27 protein-coding genes and 2 pseudogenes are annotated in these 25,892 nt (G+C 66.7%); 9 read left to right on the forward strand and 20 right to left on the reverse strand.

Features of this window, described 5'->3' with window-relative positions; translation table 11 throughout:
* Position 1: 1 nt before the first annotated feature.
* Positions 2–544: a D-glycero-alpha-D-manno-heptose-1,7-bisphosphate 7-phosphatase gene (locus PWS46_RS29440; RefSeq protein WP_434625338.1), complete on the reverse strand. Its 543-nt coding sequence runs from the start codon at positions 542–544 to the stop codon at positions 2–4.
* A 203-nt stretch (positions 545–747) separates the two neighbouring features.
* Positions 748–1,236, reverse strand: a complete 489-nt coding sequence (locus PWS46_RS29445) for a hypothetical protein (protein WP_434625340.1) — start codon at positions 1,234–1,236, stop codon at positions 748–750.
* Positions 1,237–1,426: 190 nt separating this feature from the next.
* Here PWS46_RS29445 and PWS46_RS29450 point away from each other — a divergent pair, with 190 nt between their 5' ends.
* A complete protein-coding gene (locus tag PWS46_RS29450) occupies positions 1,427–2,629 on the forward strand; it encodes a helix-turn-helix transcriptional regulator (protein ID WP_434625342.1) in 1,203 nt (400 codons plus the stop codon).
* Between the two features lie 289 nt (positions 2,630–2,918).
* On the opposite strand, the gene aqpZ is transcribed toward PWS46_RS29450, so the two are convergent.
* The 3 genes from aqpZ to PWS46_RS29465 all read right to left on the reverse strand — a co-directional run bounded on the left by aqpZ (position 2,919) and on the right by PWS46_RS29465 (position 6,405).
* Positions 2,919–3,656 (reverse strand): aquaporin Z, encoded by a 738-nt coding sequence (gene aqpZ / locus PWS46_RS29455; RefSeq protein WP_434625679.1) that lies wholly within the window; start codon positions 3,654–3,656, stop codon positions 2,919–2,921.
* Positions 3,657–3,845: 189 nt separating this feature from the next.
* Positions 3,846–5,747, reverse strand: a complete 1,902-nt coding sequence (locus PWS46_RS29460) for a chloride channel protein (RefSeq protein WP_434625344.1) — start codon at positions 5,745–5,747, stop codon at positions 3,846–3,848.
* A 328-nt stretch (positions 5,748–6,075) separates the two neighbouring features.
* Entirely contained in the window at positions 6,076–6,405 is a 330-nt protein-coding gene (locus PWS46_RS29465) for a hypothetical protein (RefSeq protein WP_434625346.1), read from the reverse strand.
* A gap of 440 nt (positions 6,406–6,845) precedes the next feature.
* On the opposite strand from PWS46_RS29465, the gene PWS46_RS29470 reads away from it, so the two are divergent.
* Positions 6,846–7,226: a response regulator gene (locus tag PWS46_RS29470; RefSeq protein ID WP_434625348.1), complete on the forward strand. Its 381-nt coding sequence runs from the start codon at positions 6,846–6,848 to the stop codon at positions 7,224–7,226.
* Between the two features lie 340 nt (positions 7,227–7,566).
* The gene (locus PWS46_RS29475) at positions 7,567–8,376 is read left to right on the forward strand and encodes a transglutaminase-like domain-containing protein (RefSeq protein ID WP_434625350.1); all 810 of its coding nucleotides are present in this window, start codon (positions 7,567–7,569) and stop codon (positions 8,374–8,376) included.
* 32 nt (positions 8,377–8,408) lie between these two features.
* Here the strand turns inward: PWS46_RS29475 and PWS46_RS29480 are convergent, their stop codons facing one another.
* From PWS46_RS29480 to PWS46_RS29505, 6 genes are all read right to left on the reverse strand, one after another.
* Positions 8,409–8,756: a hypothetical protein gene (locus PWS46_RS29480; RefSeq protein ID WP_413342573.1), complete on the reverse strand. Its 348-nt coding sequence runs from the start codon at positions 8,754–8,756 to the stop codon at positions 8,409–8,411.
* A gap of 4 nt (positions 8,757–8,760) precedes the next feature.
* Positions 8,761–9,003, reverse strand: coding sequence for a hypothetical protein (locus tag PWS46_RS29485; protein ID WP_434625352.1), 243 nt, complete (start codon positions 9,001–9,003; stop codon positions 8,761–8,763).
* Positions 9,000–9,374, reverse strand: coding sequence for a hypothetical protein (locus tag PWS46_RS29490; RefSeq protein WP_434625354.1), 375 nt, complete (start codon positions 9,372–9,374; stop codon positions 9,000–9,002). Before PWS46_RS29490 ends, PWS46_RS29485 begins: the two co-directional genes overlap by 4 nt.
* Before the next feature lie 344 nt (positions 9,375–9,718).
* On the reverse strand, positions 9,719–10,447 hold the full coding sequence (locus PWS46_RS29495) for a YsnF/AvaK domain-containing protein (protein ID WP_434625356.1): 729 nt from the start codon (positions 10,445–10,447) through the stop codon (positions 9,719–9,721).
* Between the two features lie 55 nt (positions 10,448–10,502).
* The gene (locus tag PWS46_RS29500; RefSeq protein WP_434625358.1) at positions 10,503–10,901 is read right to left on the reverse strand and encodes a DUF2382 domain-containing protein; all 399 of its coding nucleotides are present in this window, start codon (positions 10,899–10,901) and stop codon (positions 10,503–10,505) included.
* Positions 10,902–10,980: 79 nt separating this feature from the next.
* Positions 10,981–11,502: a hypothetical protein gene (locus tag PWS46_RS29505; protein WP_434625360.1), complete on the reverse strand. Its 522-nt coding sequence runs from the start codon at positions 11,500–11,502 to the stop codon at positions 10,981–10,983.
* Between the two features lie 352 nt (positions 11,503–11,854).
* Here PWS46_RS29505 and PWS46_RS29510 point away from each other — a divergent pair, with 352 nt between their 5' ends.
* The 4 genes from PWS46_RS29510 (at position 11,855) to PWS46_RS29525 (ending at position 14,912) form a co-directional block, all read left to right on the forward strand.
* The gene (locus PWS46_RS29510) at positions 11,855–13,048 is read left to right on the forward strand and encodes a sensor histidine kinase (protein WP_434625362.1); all 1,194 of its coding nucleotides are present in this window, start codon (positions 11,855–11,857) and stop codon (positions 13,046–13,048) included.
* 64 nt (positions 13,049–13,112) lie between these two features.
* Positions 13,113–13,700 (forward strand): exopolysaccharide biosynthesis protein, encoded by a 588-nt coding sequence (locus tag PWS46_RS29515; protein ID WP_434625364.1) that lies wholly within the window; start codon positions 13,113–13,115, stop codon positions 13,698–13,700.
* Positions 13,701–14,286: 586 nt separating this feature from the next.
* Positions 14,287–14,583, forward strand: a complete 297-nt coding sequence (locus PWS46_RS29520) for a hypothetical protein (RefSeq protein ID WP_434625365.1) — start codon at positions 14,287–14,289, stop codon at positions 14,581–14,583.
* Between the two features lie 131 nt (positions 14,584–14,714).
* Positions 14,715–14,912, forward strand: a complete 198-nt coding sequence (locus tag PWS46_RS29525; RefSeq protein WP_434625367.1) for a hypothetical protein — start codon at positions 14,715–14,717, stop codon at positions 14,910–14,912.
* A 63-nt stretch (positions 14,913–14,975) separates the two neighbouring features.
* On the opposite strand, the gene PWS46_RS29530 is transcribed toward PWS46_RS29525, so the two are convergent.
* Entirely contained in the window at positions 14,976–16,367 is a 1,392-nt protein-coding gene (locus PWS46_RS29530) for a tyrosine-type recombinase/integrase (RefSeq protein WP_434625369.1), read from the reverse strand.
* A gap of 172 nt (positions 16,368–16,539) precedes the next feature.
* Here PWS46_RS29530 and PWS46_RS29535 point away from each other — a divergent pair, with 172 nt between their 5' ends.
* Positions 16,540–17,772: a hypothetical protein gene (locus PWS46_RS29535; protein ID WP_434625371.1), complete on the forward strand. Its 1,233-nt coding sequence runs from the start codon at positions 16,540–16,542 to the stop codon at positions 17,770–17,772.
* A 138-nt stretch (positions 17,773–17,910) separates the two neighbouring features.
* Positions 17,911–18,294 carry a hypothetical protein gene (locus tag PWS46_RS29540; RefSeq protein ID WP_434625372.1) on the forward strand — a complete coding sequence of 128 codons (384 nt, stop codon included), beginning with the start codon at positions 17,911–17,913 and terminating at the stop codon, positions 18,292–18,294.
* A gap of 100 nt (positions 18,295–18,394) precedes the next feature.
* Here PWS46_RS29540 and PWS46_RS29545 read toward each other — a convergent pair whose 3' ends face one another.
* The 8 genes and pseudogenes from PWS46_RS29545 to PWS46_RS29580 all read right to left on the reverse strand — a co-directional run bounded on the left by PWS46_RS29545 (position 18,395) and on the right by PWS46_RS29580 (position 25,757).
* Positions 18,395–19,063, reverse strand: a complete 669-nt coding sequence (locus PWS46_RS29545; protein ID WP_434625374.1) for an RES family NAD+ phosphorylase — start codon at positions 19,061–19,063, stop codon at positions 18,395–18,397.
* 7 nt (positions 19,064–19,070) lie between these two features.
* The gene (locus PWS46_RS29550; RefSeq protein ID WP_434625376.1) at positions 19,071–19,598 is read right to left on the reverse strand and encodes an MbcA/ParS/Xre antitoxin family protein; all 528 of its coding nucleotides are present in this window, start codon (positions 19,596–19,598) and stop codon (positions 19,071–19,073) included.
* Positions 19,599–19,737: 139 nt separating this feature from the next.
* Positions 19,738–19,881 (reverse strand): annotated as a pseudogene (locus PWS46_RS29555) (transposase domain-containing protein); the annotation flags it as partial.
* 17 nt (positions 19,882–19,898) lie between these two features.
* Positions 19,899–20,204 (reverse strand): annotated as a pseudogene (locus PWS46_RS29560) (tyrosine-type recombinase/integrase); the annotation flags it as partial.
* Positions 20,205–20,267: 63 nt separating this feature from the next.
* Positions 20,268–21,695, reverse strand: a complete 1,428-nt coding sequence (locus tag PWS46_RS29565; RefSeq protein WP_434625378.1) for a tetratricopeptide repeat protein — start codon at positions 21,693–21,695, stop codon at positions 20,268–20,270.
* A 127-nt stretch (positions 21,696–21,822) separates the two neighbouring features.
* Positions 21,823–22,233 carry a hypothetical protein gene (locus tag PWS46_RS29570; RefSeq protein WP_434625380.1) on the reverse strand — a complete coding sequence of 137 codons (411 nt, stop codon included), beginning with the start codon at positions 22,231–22,233 and terminating at the stop codon, positions 21,823–21,825.
* Between the two features lie 631 nt (positions 22,234–22,864).
* Positions 22,865–25,300, reverse strand: coding sequence for a tetratricopeptide repeat protein (locus PWS46_RS29575; RefSeq protein ID WP_434625381.1), 2,436 nt, complete (start codon positions 25,298–25,300; stop codon positions 22,865–22,867).
* Positions 25,278–25,757: a hypothetical protein gene (locus PWS46_RS29580; RefSeq protein ID WP_434625383.1), complete on the reverse strand. Its 480-nt coding sequence runs from the start codon at positions 25,755–25,757 to the stop codon at positions 25,278–25,280. Before PWS46_RS29580 ends, PWS46_RS29575 begins: the two co-directional genes overlap by 23 nt.
* Between the last annotated feature and the right edge of the window lie 135 nt (positions 25,758–25,892).

Below are 25,892 nucleotides of genomic sequence, written 5' to 3' on the forward strand. Positions count from 1 at the left end.
GTCACGCCGTCCTTGCCATGATCCCGGCGACGACGGCGTCGAGGTCGCCGCCGCGGTAGAGCGTGCCTTCGATGCCCGCCCGCTGCGCCGCCTGCAGGTCGGTGTCGCGGTCGCCGATCAGGAAGCTGCCCTTCGGCTCCACCGGCCACTCGGCCATCGCCTGCAGCAGCATCCCCGGCTCCGGCTTGCGGCAGGCGCAGGCGGTCCGGTAGGGCGGCTCGCCATGCTCGGGATGGTGCGGGCAGTGATAGAAGGCGTCGACATGGGCGCCGACGGCACGCAGTTCCTGCTGCATCCAGCGATGCAGGGTCCGCACATGCTCTTCGCCGTAGAGACCGCGGGCGACGCCGGCCTGGTTGGTGACGACGAAGACGAGGAAGCCGGCATCGTTCAGCCGCTTCACCGCCTCCCTCGCCCCCGGCATCCAGGTGATCTGGTCGGGGCGGTGGGCGAAGCCGATGTCCTCGTTCAGCACGCCGTCACGGTCGAAGAAGGCGGCTCTGCGGCGATTGGCGTTCGGGGCCGGGTGTGACTCGTCGGGCATGATGGAGGCGGTGCGGCTCTTGCGGTGGCGAACTTGCGGTTCGGTCCGGTTGAAAAGCCGCCCAGGCGCCGCCGTTGTCAACTCGGATGCGGCTTGCCGGCCCGGCATCTCGTCACAGAACCAATTCATGCTCCGTCAGCAAAGCAGATCACGCACCGATAAGATGATATGGTTTCATGAAAATATATCTTCATCCCACGCCGTCATCTCACCCTCGCCCTCTCGCCCCGTTCGATCCGCCGGACGCAGTTCAGCAGCAGCTCCTCCAGGTTCAGCGGCGGCATGTCGATGTGGATCGCCTCCAAGCCGCGGTCGCGGGCCCGGACCGTCAGGTCGTGGTTCGCCGCGGCGATCGACAGCAGGACGGGGCGAACGGCACCGCGCATCGCCGCCAGCCGGTCGAAGACCAAGGGCCACCGTCCGCAAGCTCCCCGGCGCTCCGGACCCGTATCCCCCACCACGATCAGGTCGGGAACCAGGGGTCCCCGCGCCAGCAGCGCCAGCCCTTCGTCCATCGTGCCGCCCGCCACGACCCGCCATCCCAGCGTTTCCAGATAAAGCCGCAGCCCCTCGCGCAGCAGCGGACTGCGGTCGGCGACCAGTGCCCAGCGCACCCGGTCCCCGATCCTGCGCAGGACCGGCCGGCAGGCCGCCGGCAGGATGGCGCCGTCCATTCCGCAGTCGTCCGTCATGGGGGCCTTGCTCCGCTTCGATGGCTCCTGTTTCCGGCAGGGGGCGATCAAGCGACTTTTGAGGAAAATCCCAGCGACCGCATCCTTCACATGACGGACGAAACGCTCTGCCGATGGTCATACGCAACCGATTGGTCTTGAGCGCCGGCGATTGCCTACGGGGAATTGTTGTCGAGCGGAGGATTTCCCCATGGCGCAAGCTGCGGACTCGCTGATCGAGGACATCTACGACGCGGTGACCTTTCCGGAGCGCTGGGCCGGCATCCTGGAGCGGCTCTGCGGCTTGAGCGATGCGACGCACGGCTTCCTGTTCACGACCGCCCCCCATCACGACAGCCGGACTGCGGCGCTATGGGCCCGCCACAACATCACGGACAGGCAGCTGGCCGACTACACCACCCATTTCCGTCACCGCGACGTCTGGGCGAACGCGGCGGCGGCGCGCGGCCTGCTGAGCCGCTGCGAGGTCCGCCGCGGCGAGGAACTGGTGTCCGATGCGGTGCTGCGGCGCTCCGCCTTCTTCAATGAGCTGCTGCGGGATCACGGCATGGGCCGGCTGTGCGCGCTCGCCCTGTCCGACGGCGGCGAACTGGCGCCGCTGCAGCCGGTGCTGAGCCTCTACCGCCCGGCCGACGCCTCCCCCTTTCCCGACGAGACGATACGGCTCCTGCAGGACTGCGCCCCGCATCTCCAGCGGGCGATCCGGCTGCGCGTCCGGCTGCTGTCGCGCCAGGACGGCCGGGAAGAGGAGGTCCTGTGGAGCGGCCGGATGATCGACCGCCTGCCGATGGGGGTCGCCCTGCTCGACGCCGCCGGACGGCTCCTCTGCCTGAACCGGGCCGGGCAGGTGATGGTCGACGCGCGGGACGGGCTGCGGCTTCAGCAGGGACGCCTGCAGGCCGAGCAGGGGGCCGAGGCGCGCCGGCTTGCCCATGCGCTGGAGGCGGCGGTGTCGGCGGGCGCCAGGACCGTGGCGGCGCGCCGGGGCGAGGCGGTCGACCTCCGGGTGTCGCGCCCGTCCGGCCGGGCGCCCTATCTGCTGACCGTTCTGCCGCTGTCGCCCGAGGCGGCGGGGCCGTTCGGCGATGCCGGCGGCGGGGGAGGAGACGGCGCCCGCATCCGGGCGGTGGTCTACATCGTCGATCCGGCCGCCGTGGCGCCGGGGCTGGGGGCGCGGCTGGGCGGACTGTTCGGCCTGACGCCGGTGGAGGCCGCCCTGGTCGCCGACCTGCTGGCCGACCTGACCCCGGCCGAGATCGGCGACCGCCGCGGCGTGGCGATCAGCACCGTGCGCAGCCAGCTGCGCAGCATCTTCGCCAAGACCGGAACCACCCGCCAGAGCGAGCTGATGAATCTGGTCAACCGCTGCCTGATGCTGCCGGAGGGGCCGTGAGGAAGGTGGTCAGGCCAATGAGGCTCAGGGCAGCGCCGACACCACCAGGAGGCCGAGATAGATGCCGATGAACAGGCCCAGCACGATGCCGTAATCGGCCTCGGTCATCGGATTGGAATCGGGGTCGAACTGCCGCATGGATACGCCTTCTGCGCCGTCTGTCCTGCCTGAATAACAGTGGACGGAAGCAGGACGTTGCGACATCGGCGTGCAATCCGGGGGCGTGCAATCCGGGGGCGGGCGATCCGGGACCGGTCCCTGCGAACCGGTCCCTTCGATCACGTCCGGATCAGGTGGAGGAGCTTTCCGCCTGCCCGGTGATGGCGGGCTTCGCCGGTGCCTCCTCGGCAAGCGCGCGGTAGGCCAGTCCGCCCGCCAGTCCGCCGGCCAGCGGGGCGATCCAGAACAGCCAGAGCTGCTGCAGCGCCCATCCGCCGACCACCAGCGCCGGACCGGTGCTGCGCGCCGGGTTCACCGACGTGTTGGTCACCGGGATGCTGATCAGGTGGATGAGGACGAGCGCCATGCCGATGGCCAGCGGCGCGAAGCCGGCCGGCGCCCGCCGGTCGGTGGAGCCCAGGATCACCAGCACGAAGAAGAAGGTCAGCACCAGCTCGATCATCAGGGCCGAGGTGATGCCGTACTGGCCGGGCGAATGCGCCTCGTACCCGTTGGCGGCGAGGCCGTTGACGGCCAGGCTGTAGTCGGCTTTTCCGGTGGCGATGACATACAGGACCAGGGCCGCCGCGAAGGCTCCGACCAGCTGGGCCAGCACGTAGGGCAGGATGTCCTTGGCCGGGAACCGCCCGCCCGCCCACAGCCCGACGGTGACCGCCGGGTTCAGGTGGCAGCCGGAGATGTGGCCGATGGAATAGGCCATGGTCAGGACGGTAAGGCCGAAGGCGAGGGAGACGCCGAGCAGCCCGATCCCGACCTGCGGAAAGGCGGCGGCGAGCACGGCGCTGCCGCAGCCGCCGAAGACCAGCCAGAATGTTCCGAGAAACTCGGCGGAGCTGCGCCTTATCATACTCATGCCAACCTCCCACTGCTGTCAGGGTTGCCGAAGGCCGGTGGACGCCGGTATGGGCACGAGCATAAATCCGCCGCCGGCAGGCACGGCTTCGCGCGTTCGGAGAGGGGGACGTGGCAGAAGAACAGGAGGGTGGAGGATGCCCGCCGATCAAGCGAACGATCAGCCGGCCGATCGGCCGAACGCTCAGCCGAAGAGGTGCCGTTCTCCCAGTTCCTCGGCGCGCTTGCGTTCCAGTTCCTGGTTGTAGCGGCGCAGCGCGTAGGCTTCCGTCAGATAGCCGACCAGCCGCTTCGTCGTCGCGCTCTCCACGACCGGAAGGCTTTCCTCCTCCGTGTCGGTGAAGAGCTTGAGGGCGCTGCGCACATTCTGTCCCGGCAGCAGGACGGCATCCGCCGACCGGGCGAGATCGCCGGCGGTGCGCTGCTCCATGTCCTCCTGCAGGGTCGGGTCATGCACGGTGGAAAGCGTGACGATGCCGGCATAGGCTCCGCGCTCGTCGAACACGAAGACCTGCTTGGCGCTGCCGAGCGGGAAGCTGCGGCGCAGCTCGGCCAGCTTCATGGAGGCGGGGACGCTCTTGGCGTCGCGGCGCATCATCCGTCCTACCGTCAGGGTCTCGATCCAGCCGATGTCGTGGGCGCCGTGGATGGGCAGGCCGCGCAGGTGGAAGCGCCAGGTGGCGAAGGAGTGGCCGAACATCCGGCGCACGATCATCGTCGCGACCGCCACGCTGGTGAGCACGCCGAGGGTGACGGGAAAGTCGGCGGTGGCTTCCTGGACCAGCATGACCATGGTGAGCGGGGCGCCGACGATGGCGGCGGCGACCGACCCCATCCCGACCAGGATGAAGGCGGTATAGTGGATGCCGACGTCGGGCAGCAGCCAGCCGGCGATCTTCACGAAGAGGCTGCCGTACAGGCTGCCCAGGAACAGCGAGGAGCTGAACAGCCCGCCGCGGAAGCCCGCGCCGAGGGAGATGGACGAGGCGACGACCTTGGCGGCCAGCAGGCCCGCCAGGACGATCCCGTCATAGCCGAGGATGATGTTGTGCTGGATCGCGCCGTGGCCGCTGCCCAGCACCTGCGGGTAGAGCATGGCGATCGCCCCGACCAGCAGGCCCCCGACGGCCGGTCTGAGCCAGCCGGGGACATGCGCCGCCCGGAACAGCCGCTCCGCCAGCGTCACCGCCTTCATCGTGGCGATGCCGAGGATGGCGGCCCCGACGCCGACCAGGACGAAGAAGGGATAGTCGCTCGGCCCCACGCTGACGGCGTCGTAGACGGCGAAGATGGTGTCGTGGCCGGTGGTCCAGCGGGTGATGATGCCGGCGGTGATGGCGGACAGGCTGACCGGCGCCAGGGCGGCGAGCGTATAGCTGCCGATCACCAGTTCGAAGGCATAGAAGGCCCCGGCGAGCGGGGCGTTGAACGCGGCGGCGATGGCGGCGGCGGCACCGCAGCCGACCAGGATCCGCAGGTCGGCGCGGCGAAGCTTGAAGGCCTGCCCGGCCGTGGAGGTGACGCCCGCCCCCACCTGGGTGTATGCCGCCTCCATGCCGACCGAGGCGCCGAAGGCGTTGGACATCAGGGTGGAGGCGGCGAGGCGGAGGCTGTCGAGCAGGGACATCGTGCCGCCGTAGAGCGCGTTCGCCTCGATGGGGTCGACGATGTCCTTCGCCCGCAGGCGCCGGGCGAAGCTGCCGAAAATGCCGAGCGCCAGCCCGCCGACCATCGGGATGACCAGCGGCTGCCAGGGGCCGATGGCCACGCCTGCGCTGAGATGGGCGCCGCGCGGCAGATCGAAGAGCACCGAATGCAGCAGCCCGACGGCTTTCTGGAGCAGGGCGACCCCGCCGGCGATCAGCGCCGCGGCAAGCACCCCGAGGGCGACGATGGCGAAATCATTGTCGCGGACATTCCGGCTGGCCAGGGCGCGGAGCAGGAACAGGCGGCTGCGGAACCAGCCGCCGTGACGGCCCTCCGGAGCTGGGTGCGGGGACCCGGGATGCGCGGAGCCGGGATGTTCGGACTGCCGGTCGTCCGTGTCCTTCCGTTTGGGAAGGAGGGGAATGGGGGGCAGGGACATGGCGGAACGCGGCTGTTGGGGCCTCCCGGGACGGGCGGACGTTCCCGGCATCTAAGCGGCGCCGGTGCCGGACGCAACGACAAACTCCCGGTCTCCGCCGCTGTCCGCGGTTTATTCCCTGTGTCGCTTTCTTTTGAAAATTTTCTTTGAAAGATTTGGGCGTCGAAATAACTGCCCCGGTCAGGCTGAGTCGATCGGATTTCAGTCGTAGATCACTGTAATAAAAAGGATTTTTCTTGGGGGAACTTTTCAATTGCAGACCGACGACCCACGAGCTTATGAGCCTGATGCTCGGGGTGCGCAGTCCTGGCATCGCCACCGGCGCCCGTCAGCGGTAATGAACCACAGCCGACTGGGTGAGGTTGATCAGGAGATCCCGAACAAGCAGCCAATCACTGCCAGGAGGACCAAAGGTCATTGTGCCGAAGGCCAGGGTGATGGCCAGCAGGTGCCGTGGGTCGGCACTTCGATCACCCTCGAAGACATTCCATTGCCCGTCACTCCACATGGCCACAACCATGGATGGGGAATTGCCTGATGGAGCATTCATCTCAAATCTCACGAATGTAGGGACGTCGAGATGAATAGAGGCCGTGACCGTATGGAACTCTCCGCCGAGTTTCACCGAAAATCGGCAGATGAGTGGCTTCTCCGGCATTGTGTTCACGCCGATCTGGAACGGTCAATATTTCAGGCGTTCCGAAGTGATGATGGAATGATTTCCGTCCTGGTGATGGAAATCATGTGCGATACGTCTTTCGAAGCGTATGGAAGTGCCGCTGCATGGAGGGAACCTGCCCTGCGGTGCATCGCCATTTCCTGGATTGGGAACGGCGCACTCCTCGGTCTTCGTGGCGGTGGTCAGTCCAGCGGCCAGGGAGTGTCTTGCAACGCGGTGACGGCCTGCCGTTGGATGATATTACAGCAGGTCGTTTGAAACAATCGCTTCACGCCGGTCGCGTTAAGACAACGCCGTCGTCATTGCCGCTGCAATAAAGCGCCCCTGGAGCAAAAGAACCATGCAGAGATTCCTCTCTGAGAGCGGCACATGAGCATTGATGGCTGTCCAAATCACTCCGGGTGTGTTGGTATCGAAGCATGCTCAATCATCCTCACCTTCTCATCGCCGAGGATAAAAATCTTACGGCGACAGCGTTGGCAGAATTCCTCGAGGCTGAAGGCTACCGGGTCACCCTCACTCAAAATGGGGTGCAGGCGCTGGAGGTTGACGAAAAGGATCCTGCTGCCATTTTGTTGACCGACATGCGGATGCCTGTCATGGGCGGCGAGGCTCTGATCCGAATGATCCGGCGTCGGAATGCCGAGTTGCCGGTCATCATCATGACCGGCTACAGCGAATATATTCCGCAGGAGGTGCCGGGACGGTTGATCGTCCTGCGCAAACCCTACAGTCTTTCCACATTGGTTCATCACGTCAGATCTCTCCTGCCCCGCCGGGAGACGACAACTGATCGATGAAAAATCAGGAACCGTGCGATGACCCAGGCGTACCTTTCGGAAGCCATCACCAAGCGCGGTCAAAGGACCTTGAATGTGGCGGGCGCGACGATGCAGACCAGTTCTGTCTTGACAGCCGGAAGGCGAACAGCGGTTCAACGCGCTCTTGTACCCGATACCATGACTGTCGGTTGCTCAGGTTGCGGAACCGTCACCTCCCAGCGTCAACCTTCGATCCCGGGACTGCGGCCGGACATCCGCCCTTATAAAGCTGGGTTTTTGCACCGGCGCCCTGCCGCCACCGGTTGGCGCCGACACGCACCGGTATGTCGCCGGCACGTCTTTTCATCGGAAGGCCATCATGCGCATACGCTTGGGTTATCAGTTGAATTTCAGCTTTCCCGCCCCAACGCCGATGATCGTGATGCTGAACGTGCATTACACGCGCGTCGGCGACCTGGAGCGTCCCGACCATATCGTCACCAGCGTTCCGGTGCCGATCCAGGGCTACCGCGACAGTTTCGGCAACTGGTGCAGCCGGCTGGTGGCGCCCGCCGGCCCGGTCACCATCGGGGCCGACAGCATCATCCGCGACAGTGGAGTGCCGGATCCGGCCGAGCCCGGCGCCGTCCAGCACCGTGTCGATGAATTGCCGGCCGACACCCTGCTGTTCCTGCTGGGCAGCCGCTATTGCGAGACCGATGTCCTGTCGGATGAGGCTTGGCGGCTGTTCTCGGGCACCGCGCCGGGCTGGGCACGGGTTCAGGCGATCTGCGACTTCGTCCACAGCCATGTGACCTTCGGCTACGAGCATTCGCGTCCGACGCGGACTGCCGCCCAGACCTATGCAGAGAAGCGCGGGGTCTGCCGCGACTACGCCCATCTCGCCATCGCCTTCTGCCGCGCGATGAACATTCCCGCGCGCTACTGCACCGGCTACATCAGCGATATCGGTCTGCCGCCGCCTTATGCGCCGATGGATTTCGCAGCCTGGATGGAGGTGTATCTGGGCGGCCGCTGGCATGTCTTCGACCCGCGGAACAATGCCCCCCGGATCGGGCGCATCCTGATCGCGCAGGGGCGCGACGCGGCCGACGTGCCGCTCACCCACACCTTCGGCCCCAACACGCTGACGGCGTTCCAGGTCTGGACGGATGAGGTGGCCACCTGATTCCCCCCCCGCCCGTGGGCATCGCCGTCCGGTCACGCCTGACCGGCGACCGCAACATCCAGCGTCATCGAGGGACCCGGAGGGACAGACGCGCGGACACGCTCCCGGCGCGGCAGCAAGGCGATCCGATGCAGTTCCTCCACCCAGGGTGACGGGTAGCTGTCGGTGCCGAAGATCCAGGCGGTGGAGACGCCTCCGTCCTTCGTGTGCAGCAGCACACGGGCGTCGTGCCCATCCTTTCCGGCATGGTTGGCGGCCTGCACCGCGGCGATGAGGGCGCCGACCTGACCGTCGAGAAAGGGGCCGTAGCGCTCCCCTTCAAGCATGATGAACCAGCCATCCGCTTGGCATGACACGATGTAATGGGCCGAAAGGCTCATGGGATCACCCTTTCTTCATGGCGGTCGTGCCGACCGCGGCGCAAGCCGTGGTGAGACGGGTCAGCAGGGCGCCCCGCAGCAGGCAGGCGTGGCCCGGCGGTGGGTAGCCAGGGGGGAGTTGGTCGGGCAGACTGTTGTGGGGAGCCGGATGCCAACGGCGTTCGGCATCCCCCCAGCGCAGCTGTTCACGCAGCACGTCGGCGCCTTGGGGGTATCGCCCGTCGATGGAGTGGAACAGGGTGGTCATCGGCGTTCCTCCGGTCGGTGTGCGAACAGCGGGATGCCCGGCATGGGCGGAATTGCCGATTGCGGAGTTTCGGTGTCTGCCCTTGGAACTCCGGCGGCGCCGGCACAGGACCAGCGGACAGAACAGGGTTCCCCCGCCGCCGATTGTGCCAGCACAAGGCTGGCGAAGCCGAGGCGTTCCGCTGCTCTGGCTTCGCGAATGGCTTTGGCGAACGCATCGGCTTGGGTTGTGCAGGGCGGATAGACGAAGCCGTCCACCCGGACGATCCAGCCGGAATGCGTTTTCAAGATGAAGAAGGCGAGCCTTGTCCTGGCATCCATGGATGCTCTCCGATCTGGGCCGGTCTTGTCGGCAAAGACGGCGGCGATCATGCCGTCTGGATCGAGTCACGCCAGGAAGAGCTTCAGACCTGGAATCATCAGCATGAAGAAGAGAGCCTGGAGTGGCCTCAGAAGAATTTATCTGGTGATTGAACAAGGACTTTTCAATTAATATTAAAGATAGTTCTTGGAGGCCTGACAACCTGCAAGAGCGGACCGCGCTGTCCCCGTCGTCCAGCATCTTTCCAGAACTTGCAAGAGCCGGCGTTCTTCTGGAGGCATTCGGCAGATCGGCCTTCGCCTCGGTCACAACCGAGATGGTTGTGACCGAGGCGAAGGCTGTCTTGTCGTCCTCATGTGCGGTTCAGGTCCGCAGTTTTCATGCGCTTTTCAAATCAGCGCTTGTTGCCCGCCTTGCCGCCGACCGGCTCCACCTTGACGTCGGTGCGGCGGGCGACGGCCTCCACGGTCTTTTCCTGTTCGGACGCCGTCTTGGACAGCACGACCTCTTCGACGACGCGGGCCTCCTTGGTGATCTCCGGCTTTTCGGAGGTCGCCGTCAGCTCGATGGTCTTCTCGCCGAAGGCGGCCTTCTCCTCACCGGCGCTCAGGGGCCGGTCGACCTTGCGGTGTTCCACGTCCACCGCCTCGTCGCGCAGCGTCACGGTTTCCCGGACCGGCGTCTCGGTGACCTCCGACGTGGCCTTCACCCCGCCCTTGGCGACCCGGCGCTTGCCGATCTCGACCTCCTCCTTCACCGACTGGAGGGTCTCCTGCTCGACGCTGCCGCCGTTGGCCGCCTTCTGGGCCGGCTTACCCGCCGCCGAGGGGGTGGGCAGGTCGACGGACCCGTTTTCATCGAGGATGGCTTCCGCCGCGTCGGCGTCCTGGTCGGCGATGTCGGCCGCCACCAGGGTGTGGCCCTCCCGGATGGCTGCACCGTACTGCTCGGCCAGTTCCTTCTCGAAGCCGTGCCCCAGCAGGCCCTGGGCGGCCTTGTCGGCGCTGTCGGCGCCGCCGAAGGTCTCGATGTCCGCTTCCTGGCAGCCCGCCGCGATCAGGGCCTGGAAGGCCTTCTGGGCGGAACCGCTTTCCTTGTAAAGTCCAACGATGATCGTGCTCATGATAGTCTCCAGTAGGATTTAAAATATTTCAGTTTCTTGAGGTAAGTCGGGCCGCTCAGGTCACGGGGGCGTCCAAAGACGGGTCCTGGTCGATGATCACCTCCTGACGGCGCACCGTGACGTGGTCGGTCATCTTGCGGCTCGTGGTGCGGCGGGTGATCCGGACCTCTTCCACCAGCTTCAGGCGGACCTCCACGACCGCCACCTCCTCGATCACCGAGATGACGGTGGTATCGCCGTCCTGGCGGTCGGCGATCGGGCCGTCGACGAAGCGACCGATGGGGACCCGCTCGACCTCCAGCGTCTCCACCGACAGGTCGGTTTCGACAGGCAGCTCGTGTTCGTGGCTGAGGGTGTGGGCGCGGACGGTCCCGGTCACCTCGGTATGTTTGCGCACGCTCACCCGCTCTTCGACGGCGAGAAGCGTCTGCGGCCCGTTTTCCGAACTGGTCAACGGAGGTCCTCCTGCGGTTCTGGTGCCGCGGTTCCGCGGGACCAGGAAGCTGGAAAGAGGCGGTTGGATTCCAGCGGTGTCAGAGGCCGGGCCGTGTCGGGTTGTACTTGGCGTCTTCCGCAAAGCGGGATGCAGCCTGGGAGATGCGGGCATTGGCCTCGAAGAAGGCCAGCCAGCCGCCGAGCAGGTAGCGGCTGCCCGCCATCATGACGTCCTGCGGGCCACGGGCCCGGAGCATGCCGCTCATCATCTCGTTCTGGCGGTCGACCGCCTGGTTCATGAAGGTGACGGCCTCCGAGAAGACCATCCCATACCCCGCTGCCGGAGCATTGCCGGATTCCGTCGTCTGTCCGGCATCCGGAAGACCACCCATGCTGCCGCTGCCGGACAGCTTCGGCGGCCAGGGCCTCGGCTGCTGGCCCAGACCGCGGGAGGCCTGCGCTGCCGCTGCGCCGGCTTTCGGCGCCTGCTCTTCACTGGCGCTGCGGATGCTGGGGCGGATGTTGGGCCTCTTGGATGCCTCGGCACTTGCCGCGGCCTCGTCGCTGGCGCTGTGAATGGTGGGGCGGGTGGTGGGAGTCGGGTGCGTGCCGTCGTCCATGTCGTCTCCATGACTGTTCGGGATGGTGGTCGGGTGTGTCAGGGAGCGCCGGGCTCGACCTGAATGACTTAGGCAAATATTATGCTGCGCTGCAAAAATTCAATCGGTGCAGAAATATAATTATGAGGAATCCACTATAAATCGTAAGATAAAAGGAGAAGGCATTTGAAGACATGTGGCCGGTGTTTTCAAATTCGTGATTTCGAGGAAGTTATCTTTTCTGGACAATTAATATGTTTGTCCTGTCCGATCGGGCGTCGGGCGATGTGACGGCGCCACTTTTGCGCATAATGAGCCTGTGATCCGCACCTGTATCTTTTTAAAAGAAATGACCAAACGCAGGGAGCGTTGCATGCCCGGTAATCCCCGCGACCAGAAGGACGCAGAGAAGACGGTCAATGCGGAGGAGGCGCGTGGCGGTCCCTTCGTGGTGGCCGCGGAATCGACTTTGATGCCGATGCTGATCGCCGATCCGACCCTGCCGGATGTGCCGGTCGTTTTCGTCAACGCCGCGTTCATCAAGCTGAGCGGCTACGCGCGGGAGGAGGTGCTGGGCAGGAGCTATCACCTTCTGTCCGGCGCCGACACCGACCCGGAGGTGGCGCGCGCCATCGATCTGACCGTGCGTGCCGGGGAGGCCATCGTGCGCGGGGTGCAGCTTTACCGGAAGGACGGAAAGCTGCTGTGGGTGCTCCAGCATGTCGCCCCCGTCTTCGAGGAGGGGCGCATCCGCTACCACTTCGCCTCCTTTGTCGACATCACCGAGCGCAAGGCGGCGGAAGACCAATTGCGGCAGCTCAACGAGGAACTCGACCGCCGTGTCTCGTCGCGGACCGAGCGGCTGGACCAACTCAACCGCCAGCTCGCCAGTGAAGTCGAGCGCCGCATCGAAGTGGAACGGGTGCTGCGCAACACACTGTACGACAAGGATTTGCTTCTGCGCGACAAGGACGACCTGATGCGGGAGGTGAACCACCGCGTCAAGAACACCTTGCAGATGGCCTCGTCCTTTCTGCGCATCCAGCTGAGCATCGCTCAGAGCCAGGAAGCGGCCGTGCAGGAGGCGCTGCGCAGTGCGGTAGAGCGGCTGGACCGCATGGCCGAGATCCACGAGAAGCTCTACCGGGCGCAGGGGCTGCAGGAGATCGAGTTCGGCGGGTATCTGGGGATGCTGTGCCGTGACCTGCTGGCGTCCTTCGGGGCCGCACCCAGCCCGAACATCGTGCTGGACGTCGACGCCGACGAGGCCTTTCTGAAGCCGGATCAGGCCATCCCGCTGGCCCTCATCGCCAACGAAGCGATGATCAATGCGCTGAAATACGCCTTCCCCGATGGACGCCCCGGCCGCATCGTCGTCTCGTTCCGCCACAGCTCGCGCAGCCTTCTGTGCATGACCATCGGTGACAACGGCGTCGGCATGCCCGATGAACGGCGGACCGGCTCGCTCGGCCTCACCCTGATGGAGTTGCTGGCCAAGCAGATCGAGGGCGGCGTGACCGTCAGCTCCGGCCCCGGCACCACCGTCACGGTGTCGATCCCGGCGTGACCGCCCGAGATCCCGGCGTGACCGCCCGATGGCGACGATCCCAAACGGCCGGAGCGAGGCGGCCATGACGCTGCATATCCCGACATCCGAGGTTCTGCGTGGCTTGCTGGACGAGGCTCCGGCCGACTGCGTCACGCTCGGCTGGCTGCTGGAAAAACTCCACAAGCGCTCCTTCGGCATCGTTCTGCTGCTGCTGGCGCTGATCGGGCTGGCGCCGGGAACCTCGCCGGTCGTCGGGCTGCTGCTGACCATTCCCGCGATCCAGATGATCCTGGCGCGCGAGAGTCCGGTGTTTCCCCGGATGATCACGTCCCGGCGCTTTTCGACACGGCGCCTGGTCCGGCTGGTCGATCGTGCCGTGCCGGTGTTGAGGCGCATGGAGACGGTCATACACCCACGCTGGAAGACGCCGTTCGACGCGACGACGCGCGTTGTCGGGCTGGTCGTTCTCGCGCTGACAAGCGTCTTCTTCGTCCCGATTCCCCTGAGCAACATCGTGCCGGCCGTGACGATCATGCTGATCGCCCTGGCTTACCTTGAGGAGGACGGGGTGTTGCTGGCGCTGTCCCTGACCGCGGCGGCCGCCGTTCTCTTCGTTGCGACTTTCACCATCTGGCAATCGGTCGAGGCGGTCCGGTTCATGACGTCTTGAGCCGGGCATCGCAACAGCGTTGCCGCGACCTGCCCCGATGGAGCGGAGGAAAGGATCGCATTCAAAATTGAGGCAGAAAAATCGTATATTGATTAAGGCAATCAAAGTGTATGTGATTTCATATCAAATGAGCTTCGGTATAAATATTTGGAGACGATTGTTGCTATGTAAATTATTGCCACCATATTGATTATGAAGCCCGTAACGGGAGGTTGCGATGACGCTCAGGAATACGACGCTATCAGAGTGGACCGCTTCAGAGCGTGCAGCCTGGGCTTTGTCCGCACCGAAATGGAAAAGCATGGCCTATCTGACACTTGGCATGTCAGTCGGCTTTCTCGCAGGGTTGGCGTTCTCGGGCTTCAGCGGATAGCGTGTCTGCTGCAAGATGAACGTCCTGCAAAGACGACGGCTGCGTCCGACCACCCGAAGAGCATCCGCAGGACGCCATCCGCCGCAAGCCCGTCACGTCGAACGGGCACCTCTCTCGCCATCAAAATGCGATGACCAGGTCATTCGTCGAACCGGCGACCCGACCCGGAGAGCACCTTCAGAAACCGCCGGACACGCACGGGAGCATCTTTCGATGAGCACCGCATTCACCCGCACAACCACCAGGACCGTGACGGTCACCCGTCCCTTCGAATTGAACGGCATGGACGGAATGCAGCCGGCGGGGAGCTACGTCGTGGAAACCGACGAGGAACTGATCGACTCGCTCTCTTTCCCTGTGTACCGGCGCACTGCGACCTGGATCCATCTGCCGCATGCCGATGGACGCTCCAATGGAGGGATGGGTATGGCGCAGACAGCGCTCATCGATCCGGATGAACTGGACAAGATCCTGGCATCGGCGGAAGCGGAACCCCAGTACGGTTCGTAGGGGTACGGTTCGTAGGGGTACGGTTCGCAGTCGGGTGCCTTCATGCCGGGATGACTGTCACGGCGAGGAACACACGAGAGCGGTGCAGTCAGTCCAGGTCTTATTGGACCGCACCGGAGAGGAGAGGCGTCATGCAAGCCACCCACCCGAGCAAGCATTCGTCGTCGGTCCATTTTCTGCGCGGGAAAATGTTCATTCAGACCGCTTCGGCGCTCCCGGTTGCCGTGACCATTGCCGATGAGCGGCAACGCCGGCTGGAGCGTGGCGCCCGGCTTCGTGGCTGGGATGACGACGGTGGTGCGCAGCCGCAGGAGCACGCCAAGGAGTGACGCGCTGTTCAATCGAATTTCAAGCCCGATTGTCCAAGCCCGATCGTCAATGATCCCGGACCGTTACGGCGGTTTCCCCCCATCCTTTCCCCGCCGCACCCGAGCCACCGCGCCCCGTGTCGCCCGCAGGCGCTCGGTGTAGCGCGCCGGCATCACCGGCGAGGACCAGCGTCCCGCCTGCATCAGCCCGGGCAGGTCGACGCCGGCGGCCAGCAGATCCTGGGCGGCGCCGACGCGCAAGCTGTGGCCGCTGAAGCCGACGGCAAGCGGGTCCGCTTCGCCGGTGCGCCGTTCCACCACGCGGCGCACCGCCGCCGGGCTCATCCGCTCGCCGGCGCCGCTGCGCGACAGGTGGCAGAACAGGAAAGCGCCTTCCCGGATGCGTGGCCCCTCCCCGTCCTGTTCGGCCGGCCACCGCGGCGCCACCGCCCGCCAGGCGGTGAGCGCCGCCATCGTTTCAGCCGACAGCCAAGCCTCGGCGCCCTGCCCCTCCTGGTCGGTCTTGGACCGGCGGATGCGGATGGTCGCCTCGCCCGGCTGCGCATCCGGGTTCAGCGCAAGATCGACCGGTCGCAGGTCGGTCCAGCGCAGCGCCACCAACTCGTCGGCGCGGGCCAGGGTGTCGCGGCCGACCAGCAACAGCGCGCGGTCGCGGAGATCGATTGGCTTCAGCGGTTCTGATCGGTCGGGCTGGGCCGGATCGAGCCGATCGAGGATCGGGGCCAGCACCGCGTCGGTCAGCGGTGCCGCTTGGCGCCGTTCGGAGCCCACCGCGCGCGCGTGCCCGCGCCGTTCCAGCGTCACGCTCCAGTGCCGGCAGGGGTCGGGGTGCCCAGCGGCTCGGTGGATCAGGCCGATCGACGCCAGATAGCGCGCCACGGTCGTCGGTTTGCGGGAGCCGCCGAGATCCCGGATGTAGTGCCCGACCGTGGCAGGCTCGGCTGGCAACCAGGACAGCCCCTGCTGCCCGCACCAGACTGCGAACCGGCGGGCGTCGGCCTCGGCGGCTCGCAGGGTCGCCTTGGCATAGCCGTGCTGGGCAACGTCCATAAATGTGCGCAGCGCCGCCATGGCGGCATCCGCAAGGTCTGGTCCGGGCACCGGCACGGCCACGGCCGACCCGGCGCACGGGTTGGCGAAGCCGGCGGCGGCGTGCCACCAGGCGAGCGAGCTGCGGTAGCGCCGCAAGGTGGCGGGGGAGCGGCCGTCTGCGGCAGCCGCGGCCAGAAAGGCCGCCACGGTTTCCCGGCTGGCCGGCATCGCCGGACGCCCGGTCTGCCCGCACCACGTCACGAACAGACGCCCGTCGCCGAGCAGGGCGCGCCGGGTGGACGCCGCCATGGGCCGGGCGGCGAAGGCTGTGCGCAGGCGCTCGGCCTCGGCCGGCGTCAGGGTCGGGACCAGAGCGAAGGGAATGGCGGCCTCTGTAGCCGTCAGCGTGCGGTCTGTGGGCATGGCGCCATCCTAGCGTTGCCGAACCTCCGGGTCCATCGGATGCTGATAACGTGCTGATAAGTGTCATTATCGAAGCGTTATCGGTAACCAGTTATCCCTGCTTCCCGATGTTGGTGCAGTTAACAAAGATCACTGCATTCAGCTATCCTGGCGCGGCTTTCCCGGAGCCGCGATGACCGTCCTCTCCCTTCTCCCCGCCCTGCTCGCCGCCGAACGCGCGCTCGGCCGCCTCGACCAGGCCCTCGCCGATCCGGCGCGGCGCCGGCGCCTCGCCGCCGATGCCGCCCGCCGCTCGGCTGCCGCGGTGATCCGGCTCGACGGCCACCGCCTCGACGCCCACGACTTCCAGCGCGCCCTCGCCGCGCCGGAGCATGCCCGGGGCGAGGCCGCCCGCGCCGCCCTGCTGGTGCCGCTGTTCGCCCAGCTGCCGGCCGGCCTGACCGCCGCCCTGCCGCCGGAACGCGCGACCGTCCGGTCCGCGGCACCCCCGGCCAGGGTGGCGGCCCCGGGGGACGTCGTGGCCGCGGTGCGCGCCTCGATCGCCGCTCTCGATGCGGTCGATCTCGGGAGCGGTGAGGAGCCTGAAGACGCTGACGGCGACGAGGCCGCGGCCGTCCCGCCACCGTTGACGCCCTGGACCCGGCCCTGGCTGGACGAGCTGCACCGGCGCTGGAGTGTTGCCCAGGGCGGCCGTCCGGTCGGCCTCGGCGCGGCCCGCGCCGCCGATGCCGGTCCGGCGCTGGAGGCGGTGGCGCAGGCCCTGGCCGCCGCGCCCGGCCTGCTCGGGGCGGCGGCGGCGATCCGCGCCCTGGCGCTGCGGCCCGATCCGGGAGCGCCGCTCCGCCCCGGTCCGGACGACGATGCCGGGAGCGCCGCCTTGCGGGCCGCGGTGGCGTCGGAGCGGCCGCCGACCTCCTGGTGGAGCGTGGTGGTGTGGCTCGCCGCCCCCGCGCTGATCGGCGAGGCCTGCCGGCTGCATCACGCTTGGCCACCGCTGACGGCGGCGCTCGCCCGCGACGTCACCGGCTACCGCCTCGCCCTGGCCGGGACCGAGGGCGCCTGGACCCGCTGGGTCCTCGACAGCGTTCCCGAGCTGGTGGCGCATGAGCTGGAACGGTTGCGCCATCTCGATCTGGTCCAGGAACACTGGGAGGCGCGGCTGGCCGCCACGCCGCGGCGCAGCAGCTCGCGCCTGCCCGACGTGCTCGACTGGCTGCACGACCGGCCGGCCTTCACCATCAGCCGGGTGGCGGGCGAGCTGAAGGGGCGCTGCGGCCTGTCGCTGCGCGGGGTGCATCTGCTGGTGGAGCAGCTCGCCAATGCCGGCGTGGTGCGCGACATCGCCGACCGCGGCGGCGAACGGGTCTGGGCCTGCGACCTCAGCTTCCTGCCGCCCGGCCGCTGAACGATTGGGCTTCATCCAAAAGGCCGTGGCGCCTGTCCATGACGCCGCCAGCCGGCGGGATCCCGGCATCCATGGCTTGGGCGCCCGCCAGAAGACACCGTCGATGCCGACGCCGTTGGTCGCCTGCGCGCGGCTGGGTTGGTCAGTGCGGGCTCGCGCAGTCCTCGTCCGGGCGCCCTGCTGACCTTCGTGACCACCGACGCCTTCCTCGACCAGTTCGGTTTGGAGAGCTTGGCCGATCTGCCCGACCTGGACGACGTGCGGGCGATGGGGCTGGCCGATACCGGTGTGCTCGACGACACCCCTGCCGGCGCGCCGGCTTCTCCGGAGCCGGTGGGGCGAGCATCGCTCCCATCGGCTCGGCGGCCAGCCCAACCAAGCGCACCGACTGTCGACCTCACTGGCCCTCTGGCCGAGGTGGCCGCTGCGGCGGGCCGGGTGACGGCACGGCTTAACGCCGTGACGCCCGACGACGATGTTTCCCCTGATGAAACCGGCAGACGCAGCCGTCGGACCAGATGAAGCCACCAGAAGAGACAGGGGCAGGTGGGTGCGCTCCCGGGCCTGATCTGCGACGTCTCATCGACCAACAGCAGTGCGTGCTGTTGCCGTTCCGTCTCTGTCAGCGGCGCGTCTTCCGGCACGCGACCACGGCCCCCTCGACGGGCGCAGTGATCTCGTAATGATCCGCCTGGGTCACCTCTTGGATCAGGCGCGGCCGATAGGCGACGGCATTGATGCCCCCGCGGTGGCGCAGGCTGTCGTAGGCGATGCCGGCGGCCTGCCCGGCCCGGCGCACCGCCTCGCCGAAGGCCTGGGAGGCACGGTAGTCTCCCGCCGCATACAAGTCGGGTCGCACGCTGCTCTGGCCGCGGATGTCGAGGAAGTCGCCGTCGAGGCGGGCGGTGTAGAGGCGGTAGGTCAACCGCATTTCCGCAAGCCGGCGGTGAACCGCCTCGCGCCGGAGGTGATGGGCGACCTCGGCGATGGCAGTCTTGAGCGTCCACGCCCCGTACCAGGCGCCGAGATCGCCGCTGTTGAAGCGCCCACCGGCGGGAGCGGCGTGCAGGAAGGCGGCCATCACCACGGAGGCGTTGGGGACGCCAAAGACCCACTGGTTGCGGGGAAGCCGGGCGACACGTTCCTGGACCAGACGGTCGTTGGTCCAGCCCTCCAGTTCCATGACAGCCTCCAGATCGTCTGGCCGCGTCACGCTGTCGAAGGCGGGGATCGGTGGGAACTGCGATGGGATCAGGCGGTGCGTCGATTGCGGTATGGCAATGGTGGTCACCACGCTCTCACACGATCACGATGTCGTCGTCGCCGTAGGGCGTGCTCGCCTCGTCCATCGTACCGGGCGGTCCGAAAACGCCCCCGCGCGCGGCATCGAGGTAGCGTCGCACCAGCATGGGCCCGTCCATGGTGCCGTTGGTGACCAGGGCCATCGGCGGCTGGCCTCCGAACGACGGCCCATCGTGCGGTCTGGTCAGCCAGTCCAACGCCGCCGCTTCCGAACCGAACAAAATCATCAGTGCCTTGTGGATGCCGAGGACGGCGGAGATGCGCAACAGCACGTCGACCGGCAAGGTCAATTCCTGGCCGTCACGCGCCTTCGCGGCCCAGCCGAAGTAAGTCGAGCGGCCGGGTGAGCCCAGAACCAGCAGGCGCTCGGCCTCTGTCCAGCCCCAGTGGTCGGCGATGGCCAGGAAAGTCCGCAGACCCGGCGCGCTGAGGTGCCGACGCTTGGATGGGGCGAACCGGTCAGGGCGGAGGAGAGATGGACCTGCGGTGACCGGGGCAGCGATGCGGTTGGCGCGAGCGGGCATGGGTGGGACTCCATTGGTCCATATTTGGACCATATGGTCCAAATATGGACATTGTCAAACCCAACGATCGGCCGGCTCCGCCAAGCCATCACTCTGCCGATTGCCCCCTCGCATGTAAGCGGAGCGTGATCGCACCGGATCAGGCGTTGACGGCGGCGTTGACGGCGGGCTTCCAGTTCCAGGGGAGCAGATCGGCAAGGCGTGCAGCGGGGTGGCCGTTCACCATGCGCTCCAGGACGTCGCGCAGGTAGGCGAACGGCTCGACAGCGTTGAGCTTGCAGGTTTATGCCGAACGCCGAACTATGCCGAGCGGGGACGCCCTGGACAGGTTTGCCGGAATGGTCGCGCCCCATTGCTCGGCATAGTCGACGGCGATCGAAGGGCGTTCAGGAACGCGAGGAGCTTCTCATCGGGTCGGGACCGATCGGCTTTTTCGCCTTCGTATGGGCTGGGTTTCGCGAGCGCCGCCTCCTTCAGGGCGAGATGGGCGTGCAGATAAACCTGGGTGGTTTCCACGGACTCGTGGCCGAGCCACAAGGCGATAACGGAGCACTCGACGCCGGCCTGGAGGAGTTCCATGGCCGCGCTGTGCCGGAGGATGGCCGGCTGGGCCTCGGCAGCAGAGCGTGGTTGTGGCGACGAATGTGTGGGGCTGCCAAAGGGCGCTGGTCAGGTTTTGAGCGCCACCACCTGACGCAATGCCTGTTCGGCGGCGGCGAACACGCTGTCCCAGTCGCCGGGTGTGGTCTGGCGGAACAGGCGCATCGACGGGTACCAGGGGGTGGTGTCGCCCTTATCGCCATAGACCCAGTAGGGCATGAACTGCAGCAGGTTCCATACCGGACGGCCGAGCGAGCCGGCCAGATGCGCCACCGAGCTGTCGGTCATGATCACCAGATCGAGCCGTTCCAGCACCGCCGCGGTGTCGGCGAAGTCGTTGAAATGGGGTCCCAGCGGCGTGATCAGGGTCGAGGTGCCCAGCGTTGCCAGCTCGGCCTCCGGCGGACCCTTCTGGATGCTGTAGAATCGGACCTTCGGCACGTCGAGAAAGCGCAGGAAGCGGCTGAGCGTGGTGGCGCGGCGTGCGTTGTCCTTGAAGGTGACGCGGCCGGACCAGATGATGCCGACCTTGATCGTGCCATCATTGCCGGGGACCAGCCGGGCGGCCTTCTCGCGCGCTTCGGCCGGAACGGTCAGGCGGGTGGGCGGCGGCACCGTCTCGATGGTCGTGCCCAGCCGGTGCGGCAGGCTCATCAGCGGGCAATGGACGTCGTAGGCGGGATAAGCGGTGCCGGCGCGCACGAAGCCGTCGATGCCCTCCAGCCCGGACAGCAGGCGTTGCAGTTCCGGATGGCATTCCAGCAGGACCCGGCCGCCGCGCGCCTTGACCATCGGCACATAGCGCGCGGTCAGCAGCACGTCGCCGAAGCCCTGTTCGGTGGTCAGCAGGATGGTCTTGCCGTTCAGCGGCCCGCCGTCCCACATCGGCCCTTCGGCGATACGGTTCTGATAGCCGGGCAGCGACAGGCGGGAGTCGTAGTCGCGGAAGCCCTCGGCATAGCGGCCGACCTGCAGCAGCGTCAGGGCACGGTCCCACAGCAGCGACGGATCGTTGGGCTTGGCGCGCAGGGCGACGTCCAGGATCTCCAGCGCGCGGTTGAACCGGCAGCCGTGGCGCAGCGCCACCACCAGATTGGACAGCAGGCTGGCGTTGCCGCCCGACAGCACCACCGCATGCTCCTGCGCGGCGATGGCCTCGTCATAGCGCTCCACGTCGCCCAGCACGTTGCCCAGATTGGTCCAGGCGCCGACATGGCGCTGGTCGAACTCCAGCGCGCGCCGCTGGCAGGCGATCGCCGCTTCCGGCTTGCCGGCCTGCCTCAGCAGGGCGCCCAGCGCGCTCCACACGTTGGGGTCGTTGGGCTGCTGCTCCAGCATCCGTTCCAGCATGTCGATGCTGAGGCCATGGGACCCCTGAGGCTGGGCAGGTGCCGGGGCAGGTGTCGGGACGGCAGACACCGGACGGGGCGAGGCCTGAAGGGGCGAGGCTGCCGGGGAGGATGGCGCCGGGGCGGCCTGGGTGATGTTTGCCTTCATCTCTCGTCGTCGCTGGTGGTCTGCAATCGGTTTGGAGCAGGAGCAGAGCGCGGGTAGGGCATAGACGGCTCCTTAAGGAGAGTCAAACCGTCCCTTCGGCCGCACTTGTGCGTTTCCTGGGACGGACTCAGCGCCGCCGCAGGTCCTGCAGGTCGATGTCGTCGATCCGGAAGCCGGCCTGCCGCAGGGCCTTCAGCACGATCACCTTCTGGGCGGTGCCTTCGCGTGCGGCAGCCTGCCGCAGCTCCTCCACCAGATAGTCCGGCAGCATCGCCTGCCACGGCCGGGTCGGCGCCGGACGGACGATGGTGGGGGCCGGCACCGGTTGGGGCTGCGGCTGCGGAGTGGGGGCCTGCGGATGGGAAGGGGCCGCGGCCGGCTCCGTCTCGGTCGGCAGGAAGCCCTTGCTCAATCCGTACTGGCGGATCGGGTCGACGTCGTCCGCCCCCAGCCCGCCGATCCCGATCCCGCCCAGCGGAGGACGGGCCGGCTTGGCCGCAGGCTTCAGGGGAGGCTTGGCTGGGCTTTCGGTCGACATGGGCACTCCGGACAGGACGGCACCGGCATGGGCCGGCTGGATAAGCCATGAAGCAATATCATGACTTGCTGCCCTGTCTTCGCGCCATGTGGCGGGGGCGAAGCGCGCCATGACGGAAAGCCGGCCGGCGTGGCGCGGGAAACACAGGGGGGATGGAGGGGGGATGTGATGGAGAAATGTCATGAAATAAGAGCATGAGATAATGCGAGCGGTCGGTGGGGCGATCCGGGGGTGGCCGGTCCCGTGTGGCTGGATGTCCGATGAGATAAAGCCATGGCACGGTATGGAGAAAAGAAATCATGAAATGAGATTGTGAGGTGATCGGCCACTCCTGTGTGGCTGCCTCGCCCTTGGGTCGCGGGCGCTTTGCGCCGGTGCTTGCTTGCCCGTCCATCTTGGCCTTCCGGCCTAAGGGGGCATGGCGTGGGGACGGAGGTGCGGGGAAAAGCATCGCTCCATCCCGCCGGGGCTCCAGCAGGGGGGCACCCAAAACTCTCATGTCCTGTTTTCATGATAAATGAACATGAAAACAGGACATGTCCAATGGGTAACCCCTGGCCGGCACCGGCATGCGAAGGAACGGCCCGGTCGGTGCGCCTTCCCGGTAAGAAAGTCCAGACAACCGGCCTACTTAACCCGGCTTCAGCCCCTTCGCCCGCTCGTACCACTGCTGCGCCTCATCCTCCCGGCCCAATCGGGACAGGCAATGACCAACAGCTTTCAGGCTGATGCCAAAACATCTGTGATCGATGCGTTGGTGGATGTCGCCTTTTTGCATGGCATCGACCGCCTTCTTGTACCAGGGCTGTGCTTCCGCGAAGTAGCCTTGTCGGTACAGGCAGTTGCCGATCTCATGCAGGCTGACACCGAGGCTCCGGTGATCGATGCGCTGGTGGATATCGCCCTTCTGCGCGGCATCGACCGCCTTCTCGAACCAGGGCTGCGCTTCGGCGAAGCAGCCTTGTTGGAACAGGCAGTTGCCGATCTCATGCAGGCTGGCGCCGAGGCTTTGGTGATTGATGCGTTGGTGGATGTCGCCCTTCTGCGTGGCATCGACCGCCTTCTCGAACCAAGGCTGCGCTTCGGCGAAGCGGCCTTGATTGAACAGGCAGCTGCCAATCTGATGCAGGCTGACACCGAGGCTCCGGTGATCGATGCGCTGGTGGATGTCGCCCTTCTGCGCGGCATCGACCGCCTTCTCGAACCAGGGCTGCGCTTCGGCGAAGCAGCCTTGTTGGAACAGGCAGTTGCCGATCTCATGCAGGCTGGCGCTGAGGCTTTCGTGATCGATGCGTTGGTGAGTATCGCCCTTCTGCGTGGCATCGACCGCCTTCTCGAACCAAGGCTGCGCTTCGGCGAAGCGGCCTTGATTGAACAGGCAGCTGCCAATCTGATGCTGGCTGGCGCCGAGGCTTTGGTGATCGACGCGTTGATGGATGTCGCCCTTCCGCGTGGCATCGACCGCCTTCTCGAACCAGGGCTGCGCTTCGGCGAAGCGGCCTTGATTGAACAGGCAGCTGCCAATCTGATGCAGGCTGGCGCCGAGGCTTTGGTGATCGATGCGTTGATGGATGTCGCCCTTCTGCGTGGCATCGACCGCCTTCTCGAACCAGGGCTGCGCTTCGGCAAAGCGGCCTTGATTGAATAGGCAGTTGCCGATCTCGTGCAGGCTGACGCTGAGGCTCTCGTTATCTACACCCTCTTCCGCCCCCTCCTGTTCGACGGCGTAGACTGATCGTTCGGCCCAAAGCTGTGCGATCCCGAACTGGGCGGTTTCCGAAAAGGCGTGGCAGACAACCCGGTATTCCAATGCCGAACCGGTGACGCCACAGCCGTCCCACAACGCCGGATCGGTCAGGAAGCCTAGCATGCCCGCCGCCAACTCCATCCGGTTGGGGGCATCGGCAAAGGCTTCGGCGCTGTCCACCAGCCGGCTCCACTGCGTCTGCCGGATCCTCGTCAGCGTTTCGCCATGACCGTCCGGGGCAGGTTGGTCGCGCAGGAAGGCGGCAATCAGCTGATGCATCCGCAGCGTCTCGCCGCCGCTTTCCAACAGATGCAGGTCCAGACAGGCGTCCAGATGCCGGTCGAAGCTGTCCTCGGCCCAGCCGGTCGCGTCCTCCATGTCCTGCCGGAGGTCTTCGGCCATCAGGGCCATGCCGTTGCGCAGGGCGGCGGTCTGCAGGATCAGGCGGGAGTCCGGTGGCAGCAACTCGTAGACCGGGCGGAAGCTGTTCTGGGTTTCGGGCTCCAGGCGCAATTTGGTGGCCCCGGCCCGGCCGCGGCGGCGGGCACGTTTCAGGGCCGCGGCGGCCGGGACAAGCTGGACCGGCAGGCCGCCGGCCCAATCGACCAGCGGCAGGTCGGCGTCGCGGCAGGCATCCTCGCCGGCGATGGAGGCGACCAGCGCGACGCTGTCGTCCCGGTCCAGCAGTTCCACCGGAAAGGCCGGACACAGGCCGTCCCACGGATCGAGCACGCTGGTCATGATCACATGGCAGGGGGTGCCGTGCGGTGGCAGCCAAGGTCGGATCGCGTCCGCCGAGCGGACATTGTCATAGACCAGCAGGACGGCGGATCGGGTCAGCCGGTGAAAGGCGACCTTGCATTGATCGACCATCGGCAGGTCGCGGAACGGCTCCGGCCCGAAGATCAGGCGGCCGATCTCCGCCAGCTTCACCGGCGTGTCGCCGCCGGCATCCAGGGTGAAGCAGCCGGCGGGATAGCGTTTGGCATGGCGGCGAGCGTATTCATGCGCCAGCTCCGTCTTGCCGACCCCCGGCGTGCCGTGCAGCGCCACCACCGACGGCCGCTGCGGATCGTCGAGCGTTTCGGCGATGGCGCTCAGCAGGTCGACGCGCCCGATGAAGTCCCGGTCGTAGAGCACCGGGATGTCGCAGCGGGGACCGGCCGTCGCCCCGCTCTCCGCCGGCGGAGCGCCCTGATAGACGTTCACGGTTCCGGCGGCGAAGGTCCTGGCCGAGACTCCGGTGTGCTGCGTGCTGGCGGCGGCGCCGGGCGGCACGGAATGCCCGGCGCCGCCGTCAGTGTTTTTCCTGCTCTCCACTGGACTGCGGGCTCCCGCTCTGCTGGACACCGCGGAAAACGAACTCGCCCTCGAAGCGGGCGTCCTTCGCCCGCAGCACGGTGCCGGCGGCCTTCACGTCGGAGATCTCGAAACGCTGGGCGGCGACCAGCCTGTCGAAGTCGAGCAGGGGCGGCGGTTGCGGCCGGTCGCGCAGGGCCAGCAGGGCGGTCAGCAGATCCTGGGCGGTCTGGCGCAACTCCTCGTCGCCCGCGGCCCCCGCCTCCGTCAGACGGTCGGCCAGAGCCAGGCGGGGAGCCTCGCTCTCCGGTGCGGCCTCCAACTCCAGCAAAGCCGGTTCGGCGGCGGTGAAGCGGCGGCGGACCACCGCCTTCAGCCGCTTATAGGCGTCCTCGCCGGCCGCGGTGACGAAGCCGCTGCCTGCTATGCCCGCGATACCGCTGGCGGCGGTAATGACTGACGCGATGATGGGATCCATGCCGGAAGCATCCTCCTGGTTGGAAAAGAGGATGCCCAGGCGTTTTCATGCGTGCAAGCCCTTCGCCAGTCGGGAACCTGCGGCAGGTTGGCCGAGCTTAGTTTCATGAAATCATGATAAAAAATCTTGTTCAGA

The sequence above is a fragment of the Azospirillum sp. B2RO_4 genome, from assembly GCF_051124815.1.
Lineage (GTDB): Bacteria > Pseudomonadota > Alphaproteobacteria > Azospirillales > Azospirillaceae > Azospirillum.

What these genes read in the sequence shown, in the direction of transcription:
- PWS46_RS29440 (WP_434625338.1), bottom strand. Translation starts at nt 544, where the DNA reads ATGCCCGACGAGTCACACCCGGCCCCGAACGCCAATCGCCGCAGAGCC.
- PWS46_RS29445 (WP_434625340.1), bottom strand. Translation starts at nt 1,236, where the DNA reads ATGACGGACGACTGCGGAATGGACGGCGCCATCCTGCCGGCGGCCTGC.
- PWS46_RS29450 (WP_434625342.1), top strand. Translation starts at nt 1,427, where the DNA reads ATGGCGCAAGCTGCGGACTCGCTGATCGAGGACATCTACGACGCGGTG.
- aqpZ (WP_434625679.1), bottom strand. Translation starts at nt 3,656, where the DNA reads ATGATAAGGCGCAGCTCCGCCGAGTTTCTCGGAACATTCTGGCTGGTC.
- PWS46_RS29460 (WP_434625344.1), bottom strand. Translation starts at nt 5,747, where the DNA reads ATGTCCCTGCCCCCCATTCCCCTCCTTCCCAAACGGAAGGACACGGAC.
- PWS46_RS29465 (WP_434625346.1), bottom strand. Translation starts at nt 6,405, where the DNA reads ATGCCGGAGAAGCCACTCATCTGCCGATTTTCGGTGAAACTCGGCGGA.
- PWS46_RS29470 (WP_434625348.1), top strand. Translation starts at nt 6,846, where the DNA reads ATGCTCAATCATCCTCACCTTCTCATCGCCGAGGATAAAAATCTTACG.
- PWS46_RS29475 (WP_434625350.1), top strand. Translation starts at nt 7,567, where the DNA reads ATGCGCATACGCTTGGGTTATCAGTTGAATTTCAGCTTTCCCGCCCCA.
- PWS46_RS29480 (WP_413342573.1), bottom strand. Translation starts at nt 8,756, where the DNA reads ATGAGCCTTTCGGCCCATTACATCGTGTCATGCCAAGCGGATGGCTGG.
- PWS46_RS29485 (WP_434625352.1), bottom strand. Translation starts at nt 9,003, where the DNA reads ATGACCACCCTGTTCCACTCCATCGACGGGCGATACCCCCAAGGCGCC.
- PWS46_RS29490 (WP_434625354.1), bottom strand. Translation starts at nt 9,374, where the DNA reads ATGATCGCCGCCGTCTTTGCCGACAAGACCGGCCCAGATCGGAGAGCA.
- PWS46_RS29495 (WP_434625356.1), bottom strand. Translation starts at nt 10,447, where the DNA reads ATGAGCACGATCATCGTTGGACTTTACAAGGAAAGCGGTTCCGCCCAG.
- PWS46_RS29505 (WP_434625360.1), bottom strand. Translation starts at nt 11,502, where the DNA reads ATGGACGACGGCACGCACCCGACTCCCACCACCCGCCCCACCATTCAC.
- PWS46_RS29510 (WP_434625362.1), top strand. Translation starts at nt 11,855, where the DNA reads ATGCCCGGTAATCCCCGCGACCAGAAGGACGCAGAGAAGACGGTCAAT.
- PWS46_RS29515 (WP_434625364.1), top strand. Translation starts at nt 13,113, where the DNA reads ATGACGCTGCATATCCCGACATCCGAGGTTCTGCGTGGCTTGCTGGAC.
- PWS46_RS29520 (WP_434625365.1), top strand. Translation starts at nt 14,287, where the DNA reads ATGAGCACCGCATTCACCCGCACAACCACCAGGACCGTGACGGTCACC.
- PWS46_RS29525 (WP_434625367.1), top strand. Translation starts at nt 14,715, where the DNA reads ATGCAAGCCACCCACCCGAGCAAGCATTCGTCGTCGGTCCATTTTCTG.
- PWS46_RS29530 (WP_434625369.1), bottom strand. Translation starts at nt 16,367, where the DNA reads ATGCCCACAGACCGCACGCTGACGGCTACAGAGGCCGCCATTCCCTTC.
- PWS46_RS29535 (WP_434625371.1), top strand. Translation starts at nt 16,540, where the DNA reads ATGACCGTCCTCTCCCTTCTCCCCGCCCTGCTCGCCGCCGAACGCGCG.
- PWS46_RS29550 (WP_434625376.1), bottom strand. Translation starts at nt 19,598, where the DNA reads ATGCCCGCTCGCGCCAACCGCATCGCTGCCCCGGTCACCGCAGGTCCA.
- PWS46_RS29565 (WP_434625378.1), bottom strand. Translation starts at nt 21,695, where the DNA reads ATGAAGGCAAACATCACCCAGGCCGCCCCGGCGCCATCCTCCCCGGCA.
- PWS46_RS29570 (WP_434625380.1), bottom strand. Translation starts at nt 22,233, where the DNA reads ATGTCGACCGAAAGCCCAGCCAAGCCTCCCCTGAAGCCTGCGGCCAAG.
- PWS46_RS29580 (WP_434625383.1), bottom strand. Translation starts at nt 25,757, where the DNA reads ATGGATCCCATCATCGCGTCAGTCATTACCGCCGCCAGCGGTATCGCG.